At 65.8% G+C, this 19,102-nt stretch carries 14 protein-coding genes; 6 read left to right on the forward strand and 8 right to left on the reverse strand.

Annotated elements, in window-relative coordinates:
- Window positions 1–294: 294 nt before the first annotated feature.
- From LKE06_RS01115 to LKE06_RS01130, 4 genes are read left to right on the forward strand one after another with little or no spacing between them, the layout of a single operon-like run.
- Complete coding sequence (locus LKE06_RS01115; protein ID WP_227996378.1) at window positions 295–3,192, forward strand: DUF5691 domain-containing protein; 2,898 nt, start codon at window positions 295–297, stop codon at window positions 3,190–3,192.
- Window positions 3,189–4,298, forward strand: a complete 1,110-nt coding sequence (locus tag LKE06_RS01120; protein ID WP_372477269.1) for an ATP-binding protein — start codon at window positions 3,189–3,191, stop codon at window positions 4,296–4,298. The genes LKE06_RS01115 and LKE06_RS01120 overlap by 4 nt, the downstream gene beginning before the upstream one ends.
- A 35-nt stretch (window positions 4,299–4,333) precedes the next feature.
- Window positions 4,334–6,628 carry a DUF5682 family protein gene (locus LKE06_RS01125; protein ID WP_227999227.1) on the forward strand — a complete coding sequence of 765 codons (2,295 nt, stop codon included), beginning with the start codon at window positions 4,334–4,336 and terminating at the stop codon, window positions 6,626–6,628.
- A gap of 57 nt (window positions 6,629–6,685) precedes the next feature.
- On the forward strand, window positions 6,686–7,849 hold the full coding sequence (locus tag LKE06_RS01130) for a VWA domain-containing protein (RefSeq protein WP_227996381.1): 1,164 nt from the start codon (window positions 6,686–6,688) through the stop codon (window positions 7,847–7,849).
- A 76-nt stretch (window positions 7,850–7,925) separates the two neighbouring features.
- Here the strand turns inward: LKE06_RS01130 and LKE06_RS01135 are convergent, their stop codons facing one another.
- From LKE06_RS01135 to LKE06_RS01150, 4 genes are all read right to left on the reverse strand, one after another.
- A complete protein-coding gene (locus LKE06_RS01135; protein WP_227996384.1) occupies window positions 7,926–8,816 on the reverse strand; it encodes an endonuclease/exonuclease/phosphatase family protein in 891 nt (296 codons plus the stop codon).
- 305 nt (window positions 8,817–9,121) lie between these two features.
- Window positions 9,122–11,659 (reverse strand): ABC transporter permease, encoded by a 2,538-nt coding sequence (locus LKE06_RS01140; RefSeq protein WP_227996386.1) that lies wholly within the window; start codon window positions 11,657–11,659, stop codon window positions 9,122–9,124.
- Window positions 11,659–12,435, reverse strand: coding sequence for an ABC transporter ATP-binding protein (locus LKE06_RS01145; protein ID WP_227996389.1), 777 nt, complete (start codon window positions 12,433–12,435; stop codon window positions 11,659–11,661). The genes LKE06_RS01140 and LKE06_RS01145 overlap by 1 nt, the downstream gene beginning before the upstream one ends.
- Before the next feature lie 164 nt (window positions 12,436–12,599).
- Entirely contained in the window at window positions 12,600–14,066 is a 1,467-nt protein-coding gene (locus LKE06_RS01150; RefSeq protein WP_227996391.1) for an FAD-dependent oxidoreductase, read from the reverse strand.
- A gap of 92 nt (window positions 14,067–14,158) precedes the next feature.
- Here LKE06_RS01150 and LKE06_RS01155 point away from each other — a divergent pair, with 92 nt between their 5' ends.
- Together LKE06_RS01155 and LKE06_RS01160 are read left to right on the forward strand one after the other, a co-directional pair.
- The gene (locus tag LKE06_RS01155; protein ID WP_227996394.1) at window positions 14,159–14,308 is read left to right on the forward strand and encodes a hypothetical protein; all 150 of its coding nucleotides are present in this window, start codon (window positions 14,159–14,161) and stop codon (window positions 14,306–14,308) included.
- Window positions 14,305–14,790, forward strand: coding sequence for a glutathione peroxidase (locus tag LKE06_RS01160; protein ID WP_227996397.1), 486 nt, complete (start codon window positions 14,305–14,307; stop codon window positions 14,788–14,790). Before LKE06_RS01155 ends, LKE06_RS01160 begins: the two co-directional genes overlap by 4 nt.
- Window positions 14,791–14,847: 57 nt before the next feature.
- On the opposite strand, the gene LKE06_RS01165 is transcribed toward LKE06_RS01160, so the two are convergent.
- The 4 genes from LKE06_RS01165 to LKE06_RS01180 form a co-directional block, all read right to left on the reverse strand.
- Window positions 14,848–15,429, reverse strand: a complete 582-nt coding sequence (locus LKE06_RS01165) for a TerD family protein (protein WP_227996399.1) — start codon at window positions 15,427–15,429, stop codon at window positions 14,848–14,850.
- A gap of 134 nt (window positions 15,430–15,563) precedes the next feature.
- Entirely contained in the window at window positions 15,564–16,484 is a 921-nt protein-coding gene (locus LKE06_RS01170; RefSeq protein WP_227996402.1) for a hydroxymethylglutaryl-CoA lyase, read from the reverse strand.
- Window positions 16,485–16,772: 288 nt separating this feature from the next.
- Window positions 16,773–17,984: a CaiB/BaiF CoA transferase family protein gene (locus LKE06_RS01175; protein ID WP_227996404.1), complete on the reverse strand. Its 1,212-nt coding sequence runs from the start codon at window positions 17,982–17,984 to the stop codon at window positions 16,773–16,775.
- A 269-nt stretch (window positions 17,985–18,253) separates the two neighbouring features.
- Window positions 18,254–19,024, reverse strand: a complete 771-nt coding sequence (locus tag LKE06_RS01180) for a deoxyribonuclease IV (protein ID WP_227996407.1) — start codon at window positions 19,022–19,024, stop codon at window positions 18,254–18,256.
- Between the last annotated feature and the right edge of the window lie 78 nt (window positions 19,025–19,102).

Genomic DNA, 19,102 nt, shown 5'->3' on the forward strand with positions numbered 1-19,102 from the left:
ACCCGGTGTGGGCGGCTCGGTCGAGCCGAACAGAACAGAATGCCAGAGATAAACCTCCATGCGCAAGACCAACGGCGTGGCGGCACGATATCGAATCTCATGTCCGCACAGCGATTTCCATTGAAACGCGTGCGTAGAGCCGTGCTTGTCGCCGAGCGGGTCGCCGAGCCCAGATGTGGACATGGTTCACCCGCCGCCACCTGGCATGTACGACGTGTCGGTGGGGTGTGCCATCGTGGTGGCCATGACCGAAACGGGGGAAGAGATGAGCCGTCATCGAACGGGGACCGCTCGATGACCGCACCGTGGACCGAGGAGCAGGTCACCGCGCTCGCACCGGACGCGGGCTCACTGTCCGCCGCACGGAAACTCGCCGGACGCTGGCACGGCATCGGGTATCGCGATACCGCGCTGTGGGGTCTGTGCAAAGGCAGTGGCGCCAAGCCTTATCAGACGATCGTCGATCTGACGGGTCCGGCGTACAAGTGCTCGTGCCCGAGTCGTAAATTCCCGTGCAAGCACGCGTTGTCGCTGCTGTTCGCCTGGTCGGCCGGGATGGTCGACGAGGCGGCGCAGGTAGCCGATTTCGCGGCCGAGTGGATCGCGAGCCGCGCCGCGCGAGCGACCGCGCCCGCGAGTGAAACCGCCACGCGTACAGCGAATCCGGCGACCGCCGAACAACGCCGGGTGCGAGTGACCGCGGGGTTGGAGGAACTCGACGTCTGGCTCGGCGATCAGGTTCGCACCGGCCTCGCGCAGAGCGATCGGTCGTTCGGGGCATTCGAGGCGATCGCCGCGCGAATGGTCGACGCGCAAGCGCCCGGTATCGCATCCGCATTGCGACAGTTGCCCATTGCGGTAGCGGCAAGCACGGACTGGCCCGCGCTGGTTCTGGGTGAATACGCCCGGTTGCATCTGCTCGTCGCCGCGCACCGCCGACTCGACGACATGACACCCGCGCTCGCGGCAAGTGTCCGCGCCCACATCGGCTACCCCGCACCGGCCGAGTCGGTGCGGACCGAGCCAGCCGTGCGCGACCGCTGGATGGTGCTCGGCATGCGGACCAGCGAGGAAGACCGGCTGTATACGAGGCGAACCTGGTTGCACGGGCGCGAAAGCAGGCGCTGGGCCATGCTGGTCGAGCATTCGTTCGGTTCACCGAGCTTCTCCGGCGAGGTGCCCGCGCCCGGCATGATGGCCGACGCGCAACTGCACTACTACCCAGGCGCGGCGCCGCTGCGGGCGCTGTGGGGTGAGCGGCACGGCGCACCGGAGCCGTTCACCACGTTGCCGGTCGCCGATGGAACCATCGCAGCCGCGATCGATGCACACGCGCATGCCGTCGGCGCCGACCCGTGGCTGCGCTCGTGGCCGGTGCTGCTAGCCGATGCAACGCCGGTATTGACCAAAAAGGGTTGGTACATAGCTGAATCCGACGGATCGGCACTACCGCTTGCCCGGGTAGAAGAGCCATGGCGGTTACTCGGCGTCTCCGGCGGGCATTCGGTGACGCTGGCCGCCGAGTGGACGGCAGGTGGCCTGGTGCCGATCTCGGCGTTCGTAGCGGGCGAGGTGGTCGACGTCAGCAATAACTGGCCCGCTGTCGGACGAATACTGAATTCTGTTGCCGCATCGGCAACTGACGCCGCCGACCTCGCCTCGGTCGCACTGCTCGGCACCGCGCGGCGCGCGGCGGACCCCGCCCGCCTCGATGCGCCGGTCGCGGCCGCCGCCACCAGACTTCGCACGGACCCGGCGCTGCTACTCCTCGAGTCGGCGGCGCTGCGTGACGCTTTCGCACGCGGCGGTGTGGTCACCGATACCGCGACTATATCGGCACCGGCCGAGGACGATCCCCGGCCAGAGCTGCCACGCGCCGCCGCGGCCAAGCTGGCAAGGATGCTGCAGGACCGATCGGCCTTCCTACCCGAATGGTTCGCGGCGGCACAACCACACGGCTACCGCGCGCCGGACGGATTGTGCGGACTGTTACTCGAACAGGCCCGGACGAATTCCGAACTGCGCGAGCCGCTGTTGCGGCTGGCCGGCACGCGGGGACGCTGGCTGGCCACCCTGCATCCGGCGTGGCGAAAACTCGTGCGGCACGGCAGCGAAACGCCTGCCGCGCAGGTCTGGCAGTTCGGCAAGCCGCCCGAACGCCGGGAGTGGCTCACCGAACTGCGCGGCCGGGATGCCACCGCGGCCCGCGAGGCGCTGTCGGCGACGTGGCCGAAGGAATCGGGTCCGCTCAAAGCGGAACTGCTCGCCGTGCTGTCGGCCGGGATTTCCCCGGCCGACGAGCCGCTACTGGAAACCGCACTCGACGATCGACGTGCCGATGTCCGGCGGACCGCAGCCGGATTGCTCACCCTGCTACCGGATTCGGCGTTCACCGATCGGATGCGGCGGCGTGCCACCCAGTGGATCACGACCGCATGGGATTGCGCCGATCCGAACGAGCCGCGTGCGCAGCTCTACGTCGAAATACCCGAATCCCTCGAAGCAACAGACCGCAGGGACGGAATTTCGGATCGCACCGCCGAATTCAGCTATCGCTGGGGTGGCGCACCCGACGCGACCGCAGGCAGGCTGCGGCAATTGGTAGCCGCGACACCGCTGGCCCACTGGACAACCGCGCTGGGTACCCCCGGTGAACCGAGTACCCCGCAGCAGGCGGCCAAGGCTGCCATCGACGATCGGTTCCGGCAGCCACTGTTCGACGGGTGGGTGGATGCCGCACTCGCACAACGGAATCCGGTATGGGCGCGAGCACTCTTCGATGCCGGCGTGCCGTCCGACCTCGCCATGCTGCGGCGGCGCGAACTGTTCGCCCTACTGCCGCTGGCCGATCGGACCGAGCACCTGGTACACCTGGACGGCTCCTGGCTCTCGGAGATCGAGGCGCTGCTGCCCGCGATGGGGCATCCGTGGCCGCAATCGCTGGCGGCGCACCTGATTCTGCTGTTGTTCGAACGTGCGCGCGCCGCGCAACAGCGTCCTGGGGCGCACGGCGCCACACCGAGCGCGCATCGTTCCCTGCTGGCAGCGGCGTCCGCACATCTCCCGCTCAGCGCTGCCGATGCGGTCGACGCCGTGATCCTCCGCTGTACGGAACCCAGCTGGGAGCAGGCATTCAATCGACTCGCCCATGACCTCAACCACCGCTCGATAATGCTTCAGGAGCTGCAGTGACCACAGTGACCACCGAAGAAACGACGCCGGAGCTGTTGCGGCCGCATGCCGAACAGGCATACGCGGACGAACTGCGGGCACTTGCCGCGATCGACGACCGGCCTCGCCCGCCCTCCTGGCAGCTGTCGCCGTGGGCGGTGGTGACGTATCTGCTCGGTGGCGCGCTGGCGGACGGCACCGTGATCACGCCGAAGTATGTCGGGCCGCGCCGGCTCATGGAAGTGGCGGTGGCAACGCTGGCCACGGATCGGGCGCTGCTGCTGCTAGGCGTCCCGGGAACCGCGAAAACCTGGGTGTCCGAACATCTTTCGGCTGCGATCTGCGGCGGGTCGACGCTGCTCGTACAGGGCACCTCCGGCACGGCCGAAGAGGCGATCCGCTACGGCTGGAATTACGCGCGACTACTCGCCGAGGGCCCGAGTGAGGGCGCGCTGGTGGCTTCGCCGGTGATGACCGCGATGCGCCGCGGTGCGATCGCCCGCATCGAGGAACTCACCCGCATTCCGTCGGACGTGCAGGACGCGCTGATCACCGTGCTGTCCGAAAAGACCCTGCCGGTACCGGAACTCGGCATGGAGGTACAGGCCACCAAGGGCTTCAATGTGATCGCGACGGCCAACGATCGCGATCGCGGCGTGAACGACCTGTCCTCGGCGCTGCGCCGCCGCTTCAACACCGTGGTGCTGCCGCTGCCCGCCAGCGAGGACGACGAGGTCGCCATCGTCACGCGCCGGGTGGAACAGCTCGGCTCGGCGCTCGAACTGCCGACCGTTCCCGCCGCCGCCGAAGAGGTACGTCGCGTGGTCCGGATCTTCCGCGAACTGCGCACCGGTATCACCGCCGACGGGCGCACCAAACTCAAGTCGCCGTCGGGAACCCTGTCCACCGCCGAAGCGATCTCGGTGATCACCAATGGCATCGCACTCTCCGCCCACTTCGGCGATGGTGTCCTACGCGCCTCCGATATCGCGGGCGCGGTGCTCGGCTCGGTCATCAAGGACCCGGTCGCCGACGCCGTCATCTGGACCGAGTATCTGGAAGCCGTTGTCCGCGAACGCACCGATTGGTCGGACTTCTACCGTGCGTGTCGTGAGGTGAGCGGGTGAGCGCGAGCGCTGCGGCGACAGAGCGAGCCACCGGGATGACAGGGGCTGAACCGGCGACGCGAGTATTCGGCATTCGCCATCACGGCCCGGGTTCCGCCAGATCGCTGCGTTCGGCGCTGGAGGCGTTTCGACCGGACGCGATCCTGATCGAGGGACCGGCGGATGCCGATCCGCTGGTCGGGTATGTCGCTGCCGAGGGGATGGCGCCGCCCGTCGCGCTGCTGGCCTACGTACCGGACGCACCGGCGAAGGCGGCATTCTGGCCGTATGCGGTGTTCTCACCGGAGTGGCAGGCGCTGCGCTATGCGACTGAACACGATGTGCCCGTTCGATTTTGCGATCTCCCTGCCACCACGGTGCTCGCCGCCGCCGATGAGCCGGGCGATCGTATCGATCCGCTCGGCGAGCTCGCCGCCGCCGCCGGCTATGACGACGCGGAGCGCTGGTGGGACGCCGTGGTCGAATCCGCTGCGGACGCAGACGCTTTCGACGCCATCACCGAAGCCATGGGGGCGCTGCGCGAGGCCGCCGAACGTGGCGAGTTCGGTATCGCGATCACCGAGTCCGAATCCGAAAATGAGGTAGCCGAGGCTGATTCGGCTGACGCGCGGATTCTTCGCCGCACGCCGACGGGGATCGACGCACACACCCTGCGTCGCGAGGCATACATGCGCCAAACCATGCGCAAGGCACTCAAGGAGGGTGCGCAACGGCTCGCGGTGGTGTGTGGGGCGTGGCACGCGCCCGCCTTGACCGGCAAGCTCGGGCCCGCGGCCGCCGACACCAGGTTGCTGAAGGGGCTGCCGAGGGTGAAGGCGACGGTGACGTGGGTGCCGTGGACACATTCCCGGCTGGCATCGGCATCCGGTTACGGCGCGGGGATCGCCTCGCCGGGCTGGTATCACCATCTGTTCACCGAGACCGAGCAGCCCATCGCCCGGTGGCTCACCCGCGTGGCCGGTGTCCTGCGGGCGAATGATCTGCCGGTGTCGAGCGCCCACATCATCGAGGCCGTGCGGCTTGCCGACACGCTCGCGGTATTGCGCGAGCGTCCGCTGGCCGGGCTATCGGAGGTTACCGAGGCGGTGCGTTCGGTGATGTGCGCGGGCGACGAGACCATGGTCGGCTTGATCGCCAACGAGCTCGTGGTCGGCGAGGCGCTGGGCGCGGTGCCCGAGGGGACGCCAACCGTACCGCTCGATGCCGATCTACGAGCGCGGATCCGGACCTTGCGTATGAAGCAGGACGCGCTTTCGCGCACGCTCGATCTGGATCTGCGCAAGGAACGTGAGGTCGAACGGTCCCGGCTGCTGCACCGACTGCGACTGCTCGGCATCGACTGGGGCACGCGCACTGTCGGCGAGGTCCGCAGCACCGGCACCTTCCGCGAAACCTGGACGCTGGAATGGCGACCGGAATTCGCGGTCTCGATTATCGAGGCGTCGCGCTGGGGCACCACCATCCGCACCGCCGCCGAGGCGAAAATTCTCGATACCGCGAATCGCGAAGGCAGCACGGTCGGTGATCTCACCACCGCATTGGAGACAGCGTTACTCGCCGACCTCGGCGACGCCACCGATGGACTGATCGCGCGACTGGAATCGGTTGCTGCCCTTGATCACGACGTGAGTCACCTGCTCGCCGCACTGCCCGGGCTGGTCCGCTCGCTGCGTTACGGCGATGTTCGCGGCACCGACACCGGGGCGCTCGCGCACGTGGCCGACGGCTTGATCGTTCGCATCTGCGCCGGCCTGCCCAGCGCGGTCACCGGCTTGGATGCCGACGCCGCTGGACAACTCCGCGATCTGATCGACAACGCCCACACCGCCATCCACACCAGGGATGACGAGTGGGCGACCAAGGAATGGCTGACCGCGCTCGGCCGGATCGCCGACCGCGACGACGTGCACGGCAGCATCGTCGGCCGCGCGGTCCGGCTGCTCTGCGATGCGGGCATCATCGACGAAACCGATTCCGCACGCAGGCTTTCCGCCGCGCTGTCGATCGGCAATACCGCTGCGGCCAAAGCCGCGTGGATCGACGGGTTCGTCGGCGAACGCGGTCTGCTGCTCGTACACGATCGAGAGTTGTTGCGCCTCATCGACGATTGGCTCCGCTCGCTACACGATGACCAGTTCGTGGAGATCCTCCCGCTGCTGCGCCGCACCTTCGGCGCCTTCGAATCGGGCGAACGCCGCGCCATCGGCCAGGCGGTCCGCGACGGCGGTGTCGCCCCTCGCGGCGACACGGCAGGCGGCACCGCCATCGACGTGGAGCTCGGCCTGACCGCGATGCGCGCTGTCGTCGAAATCCTGTGTGTAACAGGATGATGCCGCCACTTCGCGGCACACGATATCTCCGTCCATCGACTACTCGGGAGCAGCGCAATGACCGCCACCGATGAGACCCATTCCAGACGTTGGCGGTTGGTGCTCGGTACCGCCGCCGAGCCGAGTCTCGGCGGGCTCGGTACCGCGGACGACCAGGCCATGGACGCGGCACTGTCGGCCCTGTACAACACCGAGGAGAACACGGCGTCGGGTAAACGCGCGGGCGGCCTCGGCGCTTCAGCGCCCAAGATGGCGCGCTGGCTCGGCGACATCCGCAACTACTTCCCGTCGACCGTCGTCGAGGTGATGCAGCGCGACGCGGTCGACCGGCTGAACCTGACACAGTTGCTGCTGGAGCCGGAATTACTCGAGGCGGTGGAACCCGACGTGCACCTGGTCGGCACCCTGCTGAGCCTCAACGGGGTGATGCCGGAAACCACCAAGGCGACCGCGCGCATGGTCGTGGAAAAGGTGGTGCGAGAGATCGAACAGCGCATCGCCGCACAGACTCTCGCGGCCGTTACCGGTGCCTTGAACCGCGCCACCCGGGTCAACCGGCCCCGCCTGCGCGACATCGACTGGGACCGCACCATCCGCAAGAATCTCGCCAACTATCTGCCCGAGCATCGCACCGTGGTACCGGAACGCCTGGTCGGCTACGGCCGCAAAGCCCAGGCGGTCCGCAGAGACGTCGTACTCGCCATCGACCAGTCCGGCTCGATGGCGTCGAGTGTGGTCTATGCGTCGGTGTTCGGTGCCGTCCTCGCCTCGATGCGCGCTCTGAAAACGTCCCTGGTCGTCTTCGACACCGAGGTAGTCGACCTCACCGAGCACCTCACCGACCCCGTCGAGGTCCTCTTCGGCACCCAACTCGGCGGCGGCACCGACATCAATCGCGCCATCGCCTACTCGCAATCACTCGTCACCCGGCCCGCCGACACCCTTTTCGTCCTTATCTCCGACCTCTACGAGGGCGGGATCAGGGCAGAAATGCTGCGCCGCGTCAACGCCATGAAGGAGTCCGGCGTCCAGGTGGTGGTCCTGCTGGCCCTATCCGACGACGGCGCCCCCGCCTTCGACCACGAAAACGCCGCCGCACTCGCCGCACTCGGCGTCCCAGCCTTCGCGTGCACCCCCGACAAATTCCCCGACCTGCTCGCCCTGGCCCTCGACCGCGGCGACATCCAGACCTGGGCCAACAACAACGCCGGGAAACCGTGACCCGAACCCGCCGTCGACGTATCCGCATGGCCCACAGCAGCATTACCCGCACCGGCACCAACGATTCCCCGGCTATTCATTTCCGCTGACGATCCAGATCCAGCCGCGCCACCAGCGCGCGGTGATCCGCGCCCGTTAGGCCGACAGTGTCCGCCGCGCGGGCGTGCCCTCCGGCGATGAGTATGTGGTCGATGCCGACGAGCGGCGGCCAAGGCTTGTCGGTCGGATAGGTGACCAGGTGTCCGGCACCCGCCTGTTCGACAGCGTCGCCGAAACGCCCCGACAGCATCGTACGGAACTGCGCATGGTCGTAGGTCGCGTTGAAGTCGCCGCCGACGATCGCCGGTCGGCTCGCGGGCGACCGCTCGAGAATCTCACGCAGACGGGACAATTCGTCGGCCCAAACCCGCGTGCCATATACCGGCGGCACCGGATGGAAGGCATACACCGTGACCGGTCCGATATCCGGGATGGTTGCCGTCGCCGAAAGCTGGTTCAGCACGAACCCGTCGTACTCGACGGTTTCCGACAGTGGGTAACTGCTCCAGATTCCCGTTCCGGTCGCGGTCCTGCCTGGTGACAGATGCCGGTACGGCAATACCTGGTCCAGACCCGCCCGGCGGAGCCCCTCGACCGCGACAGGTGTGAGTTCATTGACGGTGAGCACCGCGACCTTCCGCACGCGAACCTCATCGACCAGCACCTGGGGATCGGCCCCGTCGAACAGCAGATTGGCCTGCATCACCATCACCTCGTGGCCGCCGTCGTCGCCCGAGCGACCGACATACAGCGGAGCCTGCGCCCACACTGCGGCGGCAACGACAACGATCGCCACTCCCGCCCCGATCCAGCGCCGCATGGCGGCAAACGCCACCGCCCCAACGAGCGCACAGCACATCAGGTACGGCGCACCCGAAGCCGCCAATACCAACACCCGAGCCGACGACCGACTGAAATACAATGCCACCCCAGCCGCTCCCACCAGCGTCGCAGCCCACGCGAGCACATTGACACCGGCCCGAACCGACTTCCGCATCACACCGGACAGCAAAGCACGAACTGCGAGGTGCGCCCAGCCCGCGGTGCGACGATCCCGAACTGTCGCGCTAACCGCATGACGTCGGCCCGATGACCGAGCGACACCTCGGATCATGGTGTGGAGCAGCCCGCCTAGCACAGCGATCAACGCAAACGCACAGCCACAGCAGCACATAACCCGGCCACCCCAGGCCGGTGCCTCTTACAAATGGCACCGGCCTCGAAACGAGGAACCTACAGATCCGCGATGGCCGCCAACGGTGGCGTCCGCGCGGCGCGAATACCTGGCCACAATGCCGCGAGAACACCGACGATCGCCGAGGACACCAGCATCAGCACCAACTGATTCCACGGCACCGTGATCTGCTCCAACCCCAGGTCACGCAGGGTTCGCAGGAAGCCGACGCCGAGGCCGAGGCCCAATGCCATGCCGACGATCGCACCGAACACCGCGATCAACATCGACTCCAGATAGATGGTCCGCCGGACCTGTGGGCGTTGCATGCCGACCGCGCGCAGCATGCCGATCTCACGTCGGCGCTCCACCACCGACAGGGCCAGGGTATTGACTATGCCGAGTATCGCGATCACCACGGCGAGCGCGAGCAGACCGTACAGGATCGCCAGCAGGGTATTGATCTGCTTGCCCTGTGCGCCCTTGAATTCCTCCCGGTCCTGTATCTGGACCACCGCGAAGTCCTTATCGTCGGTGATCTGTTCCAGATTCGCGCGCATCTCGGTGAGATCGGCACCGGACTGGGCCTTGATCAGCATCAGGTAGTTGGTGCGGAACTTGACGGGAGTGACCTCGTCGTACATCTTCGGCGACACTACGATCGAGCCCAGCATTGGTGTCTTCTTGTAGATGCCCGTTATGGTGACCGGAATCTTCTTGAAATCCACGCTGGTCACGGTGGTCGACTGGCCGACCTTCCAGCCGTGCTTGTCTGCCTCCTCGTCGGAGACGAGCACTTCATGGTCGCCGATTGTGCTGCTGCCGCTGCGGAGGTCGTAGTTCAGTACGGCGTCGAGCGACCCGTCCGGCGAAATGCCGCCAATATCGGTGCCATCGACCTTGAAGGCGACAGGTCGGATACCGACCGCATCCGATACCTGCGGCACCGTCTTGCGCACCGCGTCACCGGCACCGAGCGGGACCCCGATCATCGGCGGCCCAGCGAGCACATAGTCCGCCTTCACCCCCTTGTCGACGAAGACACCCACGCTCGCCTTCGCCGACGCACCGAGCATGGCGATCGCGGTCACCAGCATCAAACCGAGGGTTAACGCGAAAGCCGTTGCGGCAGTGCGGCGCGGGTTGCGTCCGGCATTGTTGCGCGCCATCCGACCGATCGGGCCGAACGGCCGAATCAGCACGCCCAGTGCCGCCACCACCGGCCGCGATACCGCTGGGGCGGCCAGCAGGACGGCCAAGATCAGCGCCAGCGCACCGATCCCCACCGTCAGGGCCGCATTGCCGCCGGTGGACTGCGCACCGATCACCACGAGCAGCACGCCGATCACGGCGAGTACCGCACCGACCACAGTACGTAGGCGCAATGACTCACCGGCAGAAGCGAATTCCTCGCGCATCGCCTCAACAGGCGGAATCTTCGCGGCTCGCCGGGCGGGCGCGTATGCGCTGACCATGGTGACAAGCAGACCGACGAGCAGACCGACCGCCACCGTGCGCGGCAGCACCGTCATCGTGCCGGTGGGCAGCCCGAGATCGAATGCGTTGAGCACCGCGGAGAGCCCGAACGCGAGTCCGACGCCGCCCGCCAATCCCAGTGCGCTGCCGATCAATCCGATGATGAACGCCTCCGCCACCACCGACCGCCCCACCTGTTGTCTGCTGGCGCCGACGGCGCGCAGCAGCGCCAATTCGCGCAAGCGCTGGGCGACGATCATCGAGAAGGTGTTGTAGATGATGAACGTGCCGACGATCAACGCGATCGCGCCGAAGGCGAGCAGGAAGTAGTTGATGAAGTTCAGCGCGTTGGAGACTTCCTTCTTCAGATCGGCACGAACCTGATCGCCGTTCTGAACCTTGTAGTCCTTCAACGTCTCCGACAACTCGTCACGCAGTTGATCGCCGGGGATACCTGCGGTGGCGATATCGACGTAGGCGACGTGAGCGTCGTCGGTGAACAGCTGACGGGCCTGGGTGTCGTCGAAGACCAGTCCGATGAATCCACCGGTATCGGAAGGCGCCTGATAGATGCCGGTAACCGTGACGTCGATCGGTGGGCCGTGCTGTGACGGGATGAGTACCTTGGTCTTATCGCCGACCTTCAACCCGGCCCGCTCGGCGCCACTGGTATTGATGGCCATCTCACCCTCATGCGCGGGTGGGGCGCCTTGCACGAACTTGTCCGGTTCGGCGACCGACTTGTCCGGCGGCAGATACGACTGGCCGAAGGTGGGTGCGCCCCCGGTCTGCACGGCCTTCTTGCCATCCGGATACAGCAGCACCACCGGGCCGTTGACGCTCGGCGCGACGGTACGGACCCCATCCATCTTCGAGATCTGATCCACCACACTGAGCGGGACGCCGAGCGACTGCTGCGACTTGGGGCTCACCCTTACATCGACACCCTTGGCCTGATTGCCGAAAATGCCGTCGAAGGTGCGCTGCAGGGTATCGGTGAACACGAACGAGCCCGCGATGAACGCAGTGCCGAGGACGACCGACAGCAGCGTCAGCGCGAGGCGCACCTTGTGCGCGGCGAGGTTGCGCAAGGCCACCTTGCGCATGGGATTGCCGCTCATCATGCCTGCTCCAGTGCCTTCATCCGGTCGAGCACCGATTCTGAGGTGGGGTCGCGCAGTTCGTTCACAATGCGGCCGTCGGCGAGGAAAATCACCCGGTCGGCATATCCGGCGGCGTGCGGCTCATGCGTGACGATCACAACCGTCTGACCGAATTCGTCCACTGCGGCGCGCAGAATATTCAGCACCTCCTCGGAGGCACGCGAATCGAGATTGCCGGTCGGCTCGTCACCGAAGATGATTTCCGGCTTGCCCGCCAGCGCCCGCGCGCACGCCACTCGCTGCTGCTGACCGCCGGAAAGTTCACTCGGCCGGTGGGTGAGCCGATCGGTCAGGCCGAGTCGCTTCAGCACGGTGTCGAGCCAGTCCTGGTCGGGTTTGCGTCCGGCGATGTCCAGCGGCAGCGTGATGTTTTCCAGTGCCGTCAGCGTCGGTACCAGGTTGAACGCCTGGAATACGAACCCGATCCGGTCGCGCCGCAGTCGCGTCATCTGCTTATCCGAGAGCGCCGACAAATCGGTCTCCCCGATCCGCACACTTCCCGAACTGGCGCTGTCGAGTCCGGCTAGGCAATGCATCAGCGTCGATTTACCCGAACCCGACGGCCCCATGATCGCTGTGAACTCGCCCTTGGCGAACTCGACAGACACCCCATCTAGCGCCTTGACCTGCGTATCCCCCGACCCATAGACCTTCGTTAGGTCGATAGCACGGGCCGCGACATCGGTCGGAGCCGTCGATTCGGCGGTGTCGGTATCCAAAGCGTGCGATGTCATGCGTACCAGTCTGTATGTCATCACACCCCGGCGCCATCCGGGGTTCCCCCGATGCCCTGGGTATCGATACAGGTCATCCGCGAGGCTGGTCCCGGGTAGGCCGGCTCATACAGTTCGGGTCGCCTCCAGGATGATGGACTCACCTTCGGACATGTGTCTAGAAGCTACTTCGCTGCCGCGAGACCGGCGCGACGGCCATAGAAGCTGCCGTCGCCGAGCGATGCGCCACTGACATAACCGCCCGCGCACAGCCCTGAGGTGCATCGCCCCGCCGCGAACAGGCCGGGGATCGGCTCCCCCGACACGTGCAGTACCCGGGAGTCGAGGTCGGTGCGCAGGCCACCGAGGGTGAATCCCGCGGTGAAACCACGCATATCGAACGCGGCGAGCGGCGTCCCGATCGGCTTGACCCACTCGGGTTTCTTGCCGAGCAGCGGATCCACGCCGTCGGCGGCGTGCAGGTTGTACGCGTCCACCGTGCCCTGTAGCGCCAGTGTCGGCAGACCCATATCCGCTTCCAGTTCGGCAACCGTTTCGGCCACCCAGGTCGGCGGTTGTCGGAAGAACGGAGTGGAGGTCTCGGTGGCCAGCGCGACCTCCAGGGACGCTTCATCGATGATCAGATAAGCCTGATTCTCCTGCTGAATCAGCGTCGCCTGGCCGATGCGCCCCGGATAGGTGTCCTCGGGTATGTACCGCTGCCCACGACCGTTGACGAGGATGCCACGCGACATCATCTGCGGATCACCGAAGAACGCGACCTCGGTGGCGTCCATATGCGCGAGCTCGGCCCCGAGTGCCTGTGCGACCAGGATGCCGATGCCGTCGTGCTCCTCGATCGCGGCGGCGGGGCGGCCGATCAATCGCGGCGCGTAGCCTTCGATCATCTTCTGGTGGTAGGCGAAACTGCCCGTGGCCAATATGACCCCGCGTTCGGCGCGGATCGCGACCGGCTTACCGAATTGGGTGGCGAGCACGCCGACAACGCGGTCGGTCTCATCGACGATGAGACGCCGAATCCTGGTGTCGAATTCGACGCCGACACCGAGACTTTCGGCGGTTTCCGCGAGTGGCTTCATGAGCATGTAGCCGCCGCTGCGCTGACCGGTCCGCTTATCGGCCATCTGCGGAACATGGCCGCGCGGAGCGGGTTTCGCGATCGCGTTGAACGGTGCGGCATTCTCGCCGCCGGAATACATCAGTCCCTCGTCGTGCGGCGGCTCCCATCCGGGCTGACCCCAGAATGTCTCCCGGAACTGAACGCCACACGAGACGAGCCAGTTGTAGTGCTCGACGCTGCCCTGGCAGTAATCGGTGATCTTCGCCTTGTCGACACCCGGACCGAGCGCGGCCAGCAGAAACGTCTCCATATTCTCCGGCGTGTCCTCGAAACCGAGTGCCTGCTGAAGCGGCGTGCCACCACCGAGATAGATGAACCCGCCCGCCATCGCGGCCGCGCCACCCCAACCACCGGTGCGCTCCAGGATCAGCACCTGTGCGCCTGCCCGTGCGGACTCGATGGCGGCACATACTCCCGCGATGCCGTAACCGGCGACGACGACGTCGGCCTCCTTATCCCACGCCGAGATTTCGCTGGCGCGCAGCGGCCGAATTGTCGCGGCTTCAGTCATGTTTCGTATTCCTTACTGCTCTGCTGGATCGGACTGTTGCCAGTTTTCCGGCTGCGCCGCGATTATCGCTGCGCTTTCGAGCTAATGGTCCGGTGTCGGCGAACCTGGCACGGCTCGAGATCGACCTGATGCTCAACGCCATCGCCGATCCGACGGGCGAACATCAGCGAGGTGTCAGATCCGGTACGGTTGCCTTCCGGTCGATCAATGGATTCAAGAACTGGCAGGTGCGATACGAATGAACATTCGCGACATTCCCCTCCGTACTCTTTCCGGTGACGCGGCCACCCTGGGTGAGCTCGTCGGCGACAAAGCGGTACTGCTGGTCAATGTGGCCTCGAAATGCGGTCTGACCCCGCAGTACACCGGGCTGGTCGAACTGCAGAAGAGTTTCGGGCCACGCGGTTTCACTGTGGTCGGGGTGCCGTGTAACCAGTTCATGGGCCAGGAACCCGGGACGGCCGAAGAGATCCAGGAGTTCTGCTCCACCACCTACGGGGTGGACTTTCCGCTGTTGGAGAAGACCGATGTCAACGGCGAGGACCGACACCCGCTTTACGGCGCGCTGGTCGAGACACCGGATGCCGAGGGTGCCGCCGACGACATCCAGTGGAACTTCGAGAAGTTCCTGATCGCGCGCGACGGCGCCGTAGTCGGCCGGTTCCGTCCGAGGACCGCCCCCGACGACGCGGCAGTCGTCGCCGCCATCGAATCCGTTCTGTAACAACAACAGTCTCCCGCCAAGACACGATGGCGGGAGACTCTGCGGTTCGATACGTCCTTACCCGATGGCGAAATGCAGCAGCGCCTGCTTGTCACCCTGCTTGATCTTGCCCTTCCGGTTGATGACCTCGAGCTGCCAGTTCGGGCCGGTGCGGAAGGTCCTCGCGACGGCGACGGCGTTGTCCGCACCGAGCAGCGACGGCCAGATATCGGCGACCTGCTCGGAGGTGCCGCCAGTAGCGTCATAGACCTTGAACGAGACGTTATTGGCCTTGTCGAACGAACTGCCCTTCTTGAAGGCAGTCGCCACGAACACAATGGCGTCGATACCATCGGGCACATTGGCGAAGGTGACGTGCACCGACTCGTCATCGCCGGTGGCGGCGCCGGTCTGCTCATCACCGGTGTGCTGAACCGAGCCGTTACCCAGCGGGTCGAGCGAGTCGAGTCCGGCGAAACGAACCGGCTCCGGGCCTTGCATGAGAATGGCGATCAAATCCAAATCCACACCGCGCTTGCGGCGCGCCCACCCGAGTGCACCGCCGCTGGTGCCCGACGACGGGTCCCAGCTGACCCCGACGGTCAGTTTGGTGATGCCGTTGAGATCCGCGGCGCCATCTTCCTTTTTGAGCGTGATCATGCCATCGACAGTACAAGCGATTCGGGATCACTGTGCGATGCAAGTGTCTCTACTCACGCCTGCCGAACAGATATTTGTTCACTGGGCATTTCGCCGCCTGCGGTAGTGCACCGTGCACGGCCGCGGTAGTAGCGTCAGATGACCCATTCGAAGGCGTTCGCCTTCGAACGGGCACCTTCGACGGTGCGGGAACGGTTCGGTTCGCCGAGATCGATCAGGAGTTCTTCGGACAGCTCCACCATGGCCGCCAAGACCGCCGGGGTGAACCATGCGGCGCGGGTAGCGAAAAGGATGTCCTCGGTGGAGGTGTTGCCGCTGGCGCCGGGGGCGAAGGGGCAGCCACCGAGGCCACCGAGGGAGCCGTCGATCATGGTCGCACCCGCCTCGATCGCGGCCAGCGTGTTGGCAACCCCCATGCCCCACGTGTCGTGACCATGAAAAACGATGCGGCGGTGCGGGGTTCGGTCACGCACGGCCGAGATGAGACCGGCCACCTGAGCGGGGTCGGCTTGACCGAGGGTATCGGCGATGACGATATCGCTCGCGCCCGCCGTGCGCGGATCGTTGGCGATATCGAGCACCCGCCGCGGGTCCACCGGACCGTCGAAGGGACAGGTGAAGCTGGTGGCCAGACACAACTGGATCTCGCCGTCCGCCTCGCGCGCCAGACGCACGGCCTCGGGCATGGCGGCGACACTGGCCTCGGTGCTGCGCCCGATATTGGCCTGATTGTGGGCGTCCGAGACGGAGAAGCAGTACTGGAAGTTGCGCACACCGGCCGCGGCGGCCTTCTCGATATGCCGTGGTGTGGCGACCCACACCCAACAGCGTTGCAGCTCTTCGGAACTCAACTCCGCGATGAGCTCCATGGTGTTGGCCATCGGCGGCACCAAGTCGGGACGGGCCATGGAGCCGATCTCCAGCGCGGGCACACCGAGGGCGAGCAGGCGGCGAACGATATCCACCTTGCGCTGCACCGGGAGGACCTTCCCGCTCAGCTGGAGTCCGTCGCGCAGGGTCACATCGCGTAACACCGACTCGGTCAGCACGGTCATTTCTTGTCCCGCGCCTCTTGCGGCACGCACATCACACCGCCGTACGGCTTCCCGTTGCCGACAGCCGGATTGGGGTGCAGCGTAGGTCGGCGCGGACTCGGCGACCGGAGTTCATAGGCACTCCGCCCCGGTGGTCGCCTGCGGCCATAAACTCGCCGAGTCATAAAACCTCCAGCATTTCGCGGGAGTTCCCGCACCCCATCGGCGACATGAACGGTCTCATGGCGCCCAGTAATTCGCGGGAATTCCCGCACCCCACCGGCGACATGAACGCTGCGCGATTGTGTCTCATGGCGCCTCCAGGGCATCAATATCTTTGTCGCTCATCCCGAGTAGCCCCGACAGCACCTCGTGTGTGTGCTCCCCCAGATCGGGACCGATGTTGCGGATGGGCAGCGACCGGTCGCCGATCACCGGGACAATGCCAGGAAAACCGACCGTCTTCGGTTGCGGCTCACCGACATCCACCGGGAACGGCTGGATCATATTGCGCGCCTTGTACTGTTCGTCGTCGACGATGTCTGCGGCAGTATAGATCGGACCGCACGGGATGGCGGCGCGCTCGAGAATCTTCAATGCCTCGTCGCGGGAGTATTGGATCGTCCACTCACCGATCGCCGCGTCGAGACGCTCACGATTGCGCCAGCGACCCGCATTGTCCCGCAGCTCGGGGTCGGCGGCCAGGTCTTGGCGACCGATCACCTCCATATAGCGCTGGAAAATGGCGTCGCCATTGCCACCGATGATGATGCTGGCGCCATCGCCGCACGGGTAGGCGTTGCTCGGTGCTATGCCCTCCATCCGGCCGCCGACGCGTTCGCGGTTGATGCCGTAGGCGAGGTAGTCCGGTACCAGTGATTCCATGACCGACAGGATCGCCTCGTTGAGCGCGACATCGATGATCCGCTCCCCCAAGGGAATCGACTCGGTCTGCTGTGTCCGCTGGAACAGCGCCATCACAGTGCCGAATGCGGCGTAGATACCCGCGATGGAGTCCCCGATCGACACCCCGACTCGCACCGGCGGCCGATCCGGATCGCCGACGAGCGCACGCAATCCGCCGACCGCCTCCGCGACCGCGGCGAACCCGGGCCGCGATGCCAGCGGCCCCGTCTGCCCGTATGCGGAAATACGGGTGATGACCAGCTGCGGATTGACCCCGTTCAATACCTCGGGGCCCAGGCCCCACTTCTCCAGCATGCCGGGCCGGAAGTTCTCCAACAGCACGTCACACCGCCGGATCAGGTCGAGCACGATGCCCCGACCCGCTTCCGTGCGCAAATCCAGGGTGATCGACTTCTTATTGCGATTGACGGTGCGATATAGCATCGAGGTGTCGCCGCCGTAGAGCCGCCAATTGCGCAGCTCATCACCTGCTTTGGGACGCTCCACCTTGATCACCTCGGCGCCGAAATCACCGAGAATACGTCCTGCGGTCGGTGCGGCGATGTAATTGCCGAGTTCCAGGACGCGCACCCCGTCCAGCGGCCTAATACTCATAGCCACCAGTGTGGACTATGCCCATCGCTCCCGGCCCACGCACCCGGTGCGGTCCGCGTGCCGCCCGCGCGACACCGGGCCGGTGCGAGCGTCGAGTGACCCCCTGTATAGCTGTGCCGCTCGACGCTGCGCCATAGACCTTGGAGGCGAGGCGAACCGGCTCGTCGAGGACTGAGTAGTGCTCGGCGTTCAGCACATCACCCGCACTGCCCGGTCAACCAGTGTTCCCCTCGCTGTGATCACCACCGCGATCGCCACGCGAAGCGGTTTCAGCCCACGTGTTCGCGCAGGTACACGAGGTCCTCGGCCACGCCATCGGCGGGGGTTTCGAGAATCACCGGAGCGTCCGCGGTACGGCATACCTCCGCGAGCAGCTGGGGATCGATGGTGCCGTCGGCGAAGTTGGCATGCCGATCGGCGCCCGAATCGAACTCGTCGCGTGAGGAATTCAGATGCACCAGATCGATTCGACCCGTGATCGCCTTGATTCGTTCGACAACACCGACGAGCTCCTCGCCGCCCGCCCAGGCATGACAGGTGTCGAGGCAGAAACCCGCGCCGTAGTCGCCGACCGCATCCCACAGCCGCGCGATCGAATCGAAATGCCGTGCCATGGCATGGTTTCCGCCTGCGGTGTTCTCGATCAGGACAGGCACCGCGAAACCGCCTTTGTCCTGCTGGCGTTCGAACAGCTTGCGCCAGTTATCGATTCCGGTGTCGATCTCCGCGTCGGATCGCACGTGCCCGCCGTGTACAACAAGACCGAACGCACCGAGATCGGCGGCGGCCTTCGCCTGCTGTGCCACCGCATTGCGCGAGGGCATGCGCAGCCGGTTGTTCAGGCTGGCCACATTGATCTGATACGACGAGTGCACCACCACATCGATCGGACTGGCGAGTATCTCCTCGGTCCGTGGATGCGGCGCCGGTTTGTCCCAGCTCTGCGGGTCGACGACGAATAGCTGGATGACATCGGCGCCGAGGTTCTCACCGAATCCGATGGGATCGCTGTCGAGCCGGACGTGTGCTCCAATGCGCATGGGTCTCATGCTAGTGGGGGCCACCGACAGGCTACGAGTCTGTTGCATCCGAGAGGCCGGTTGAGATACATCGGTAGG

Source organism: Nocardia australiensis, from assembly GCF_020733705.1.
GTDB lineage: Bacteria > Actinomycetota > Actinomycetes > Mycobacteriales > Mycobacteriaceae > Nocardia > Nocardia australiensis.

Excerpts from the sequence above, each read along its gene's own strand:
- LKE06_RS01150 (WP_227996391.1), bottom strand. The coding sequence starts at position 14,066 with ATGACTGAAGCCGCGACAATTCGGCCGCTGCGCGCCAGCGAAATCTCG.
- LKE06_RS01125 (WP_227999227.1), top strand. The coding sequence starts at position 4,334 with ATGACAGGGGCTGAACCGGCGACGCGAGTATTCGGCATTCGCCATCAC.
- LKE06_RS01115 (WP_227996378.1), top strand. The coding sequence starts at position 295 with ATGACCGCACCGTGGACCGAGGAGCAGGTCACCGCGCTCGCACCGGAC.
- LKE06_RS01170 (WP_227996402.1), bottom strand. The coding sequence starts at position 16,484 with ATGACCGTGCTGACCGAGTCGGTGTTACGCGATGTGACCCTGCGCGAC.
- LKE06_RS01145 (WP_227996389.1), bottom strand. The coding sequence starts at position 12,435 with ATGACATCGCACGCTTTGGATACCGACACCGCCGAATCGACGGCTCCG.
- LKE06_RS01165 (WP_227996399.1), bottom strand. The coding sequence starts at position 15,429 with ATGATCACGCTCAAAAAGGAAGATGGCGCCGCGGATCTCAACGGCATC.
- LKE06_RS01130 (WP_227996381.1), top strand. The coding sequence starts at position 6,686 with ATGACCGCCACCGATGAGACCCATTCCAGACGTTGGCGGTTGGTGCTC.
- LKE06_RS01175 (WP_227996404.1), bottom strand. The coding sequence starts at position 17,984 with ATGAGTATTAGGCCGCTGGACGGGGTGCGCGTCCTGGAACTCGGCAAT.
- LKE06_RS01160 (WP_227996397.1), top strand. The coding sequence starts at position 14,305 with ATGAACATTCGCGACATTCCCCTCCGTACTCTTTCCGGTGACGCGGCC.
- LKE06_RS01180 (WP_227996407.1), bottom strand. The coding sequence starts at position 19,024 with ATGCGCATTGGAGCACACGTCCGGCTCGACAGCGATCCCATCGGATTC.
- LKE06_RS01140 (WP_227996386.1), bottom strand. The coding sequence starts at position 11,659 with ATGAGCGGCAATCCCATGCGCAAGGTGGCCTTGCGCAACCTCGCCGCG.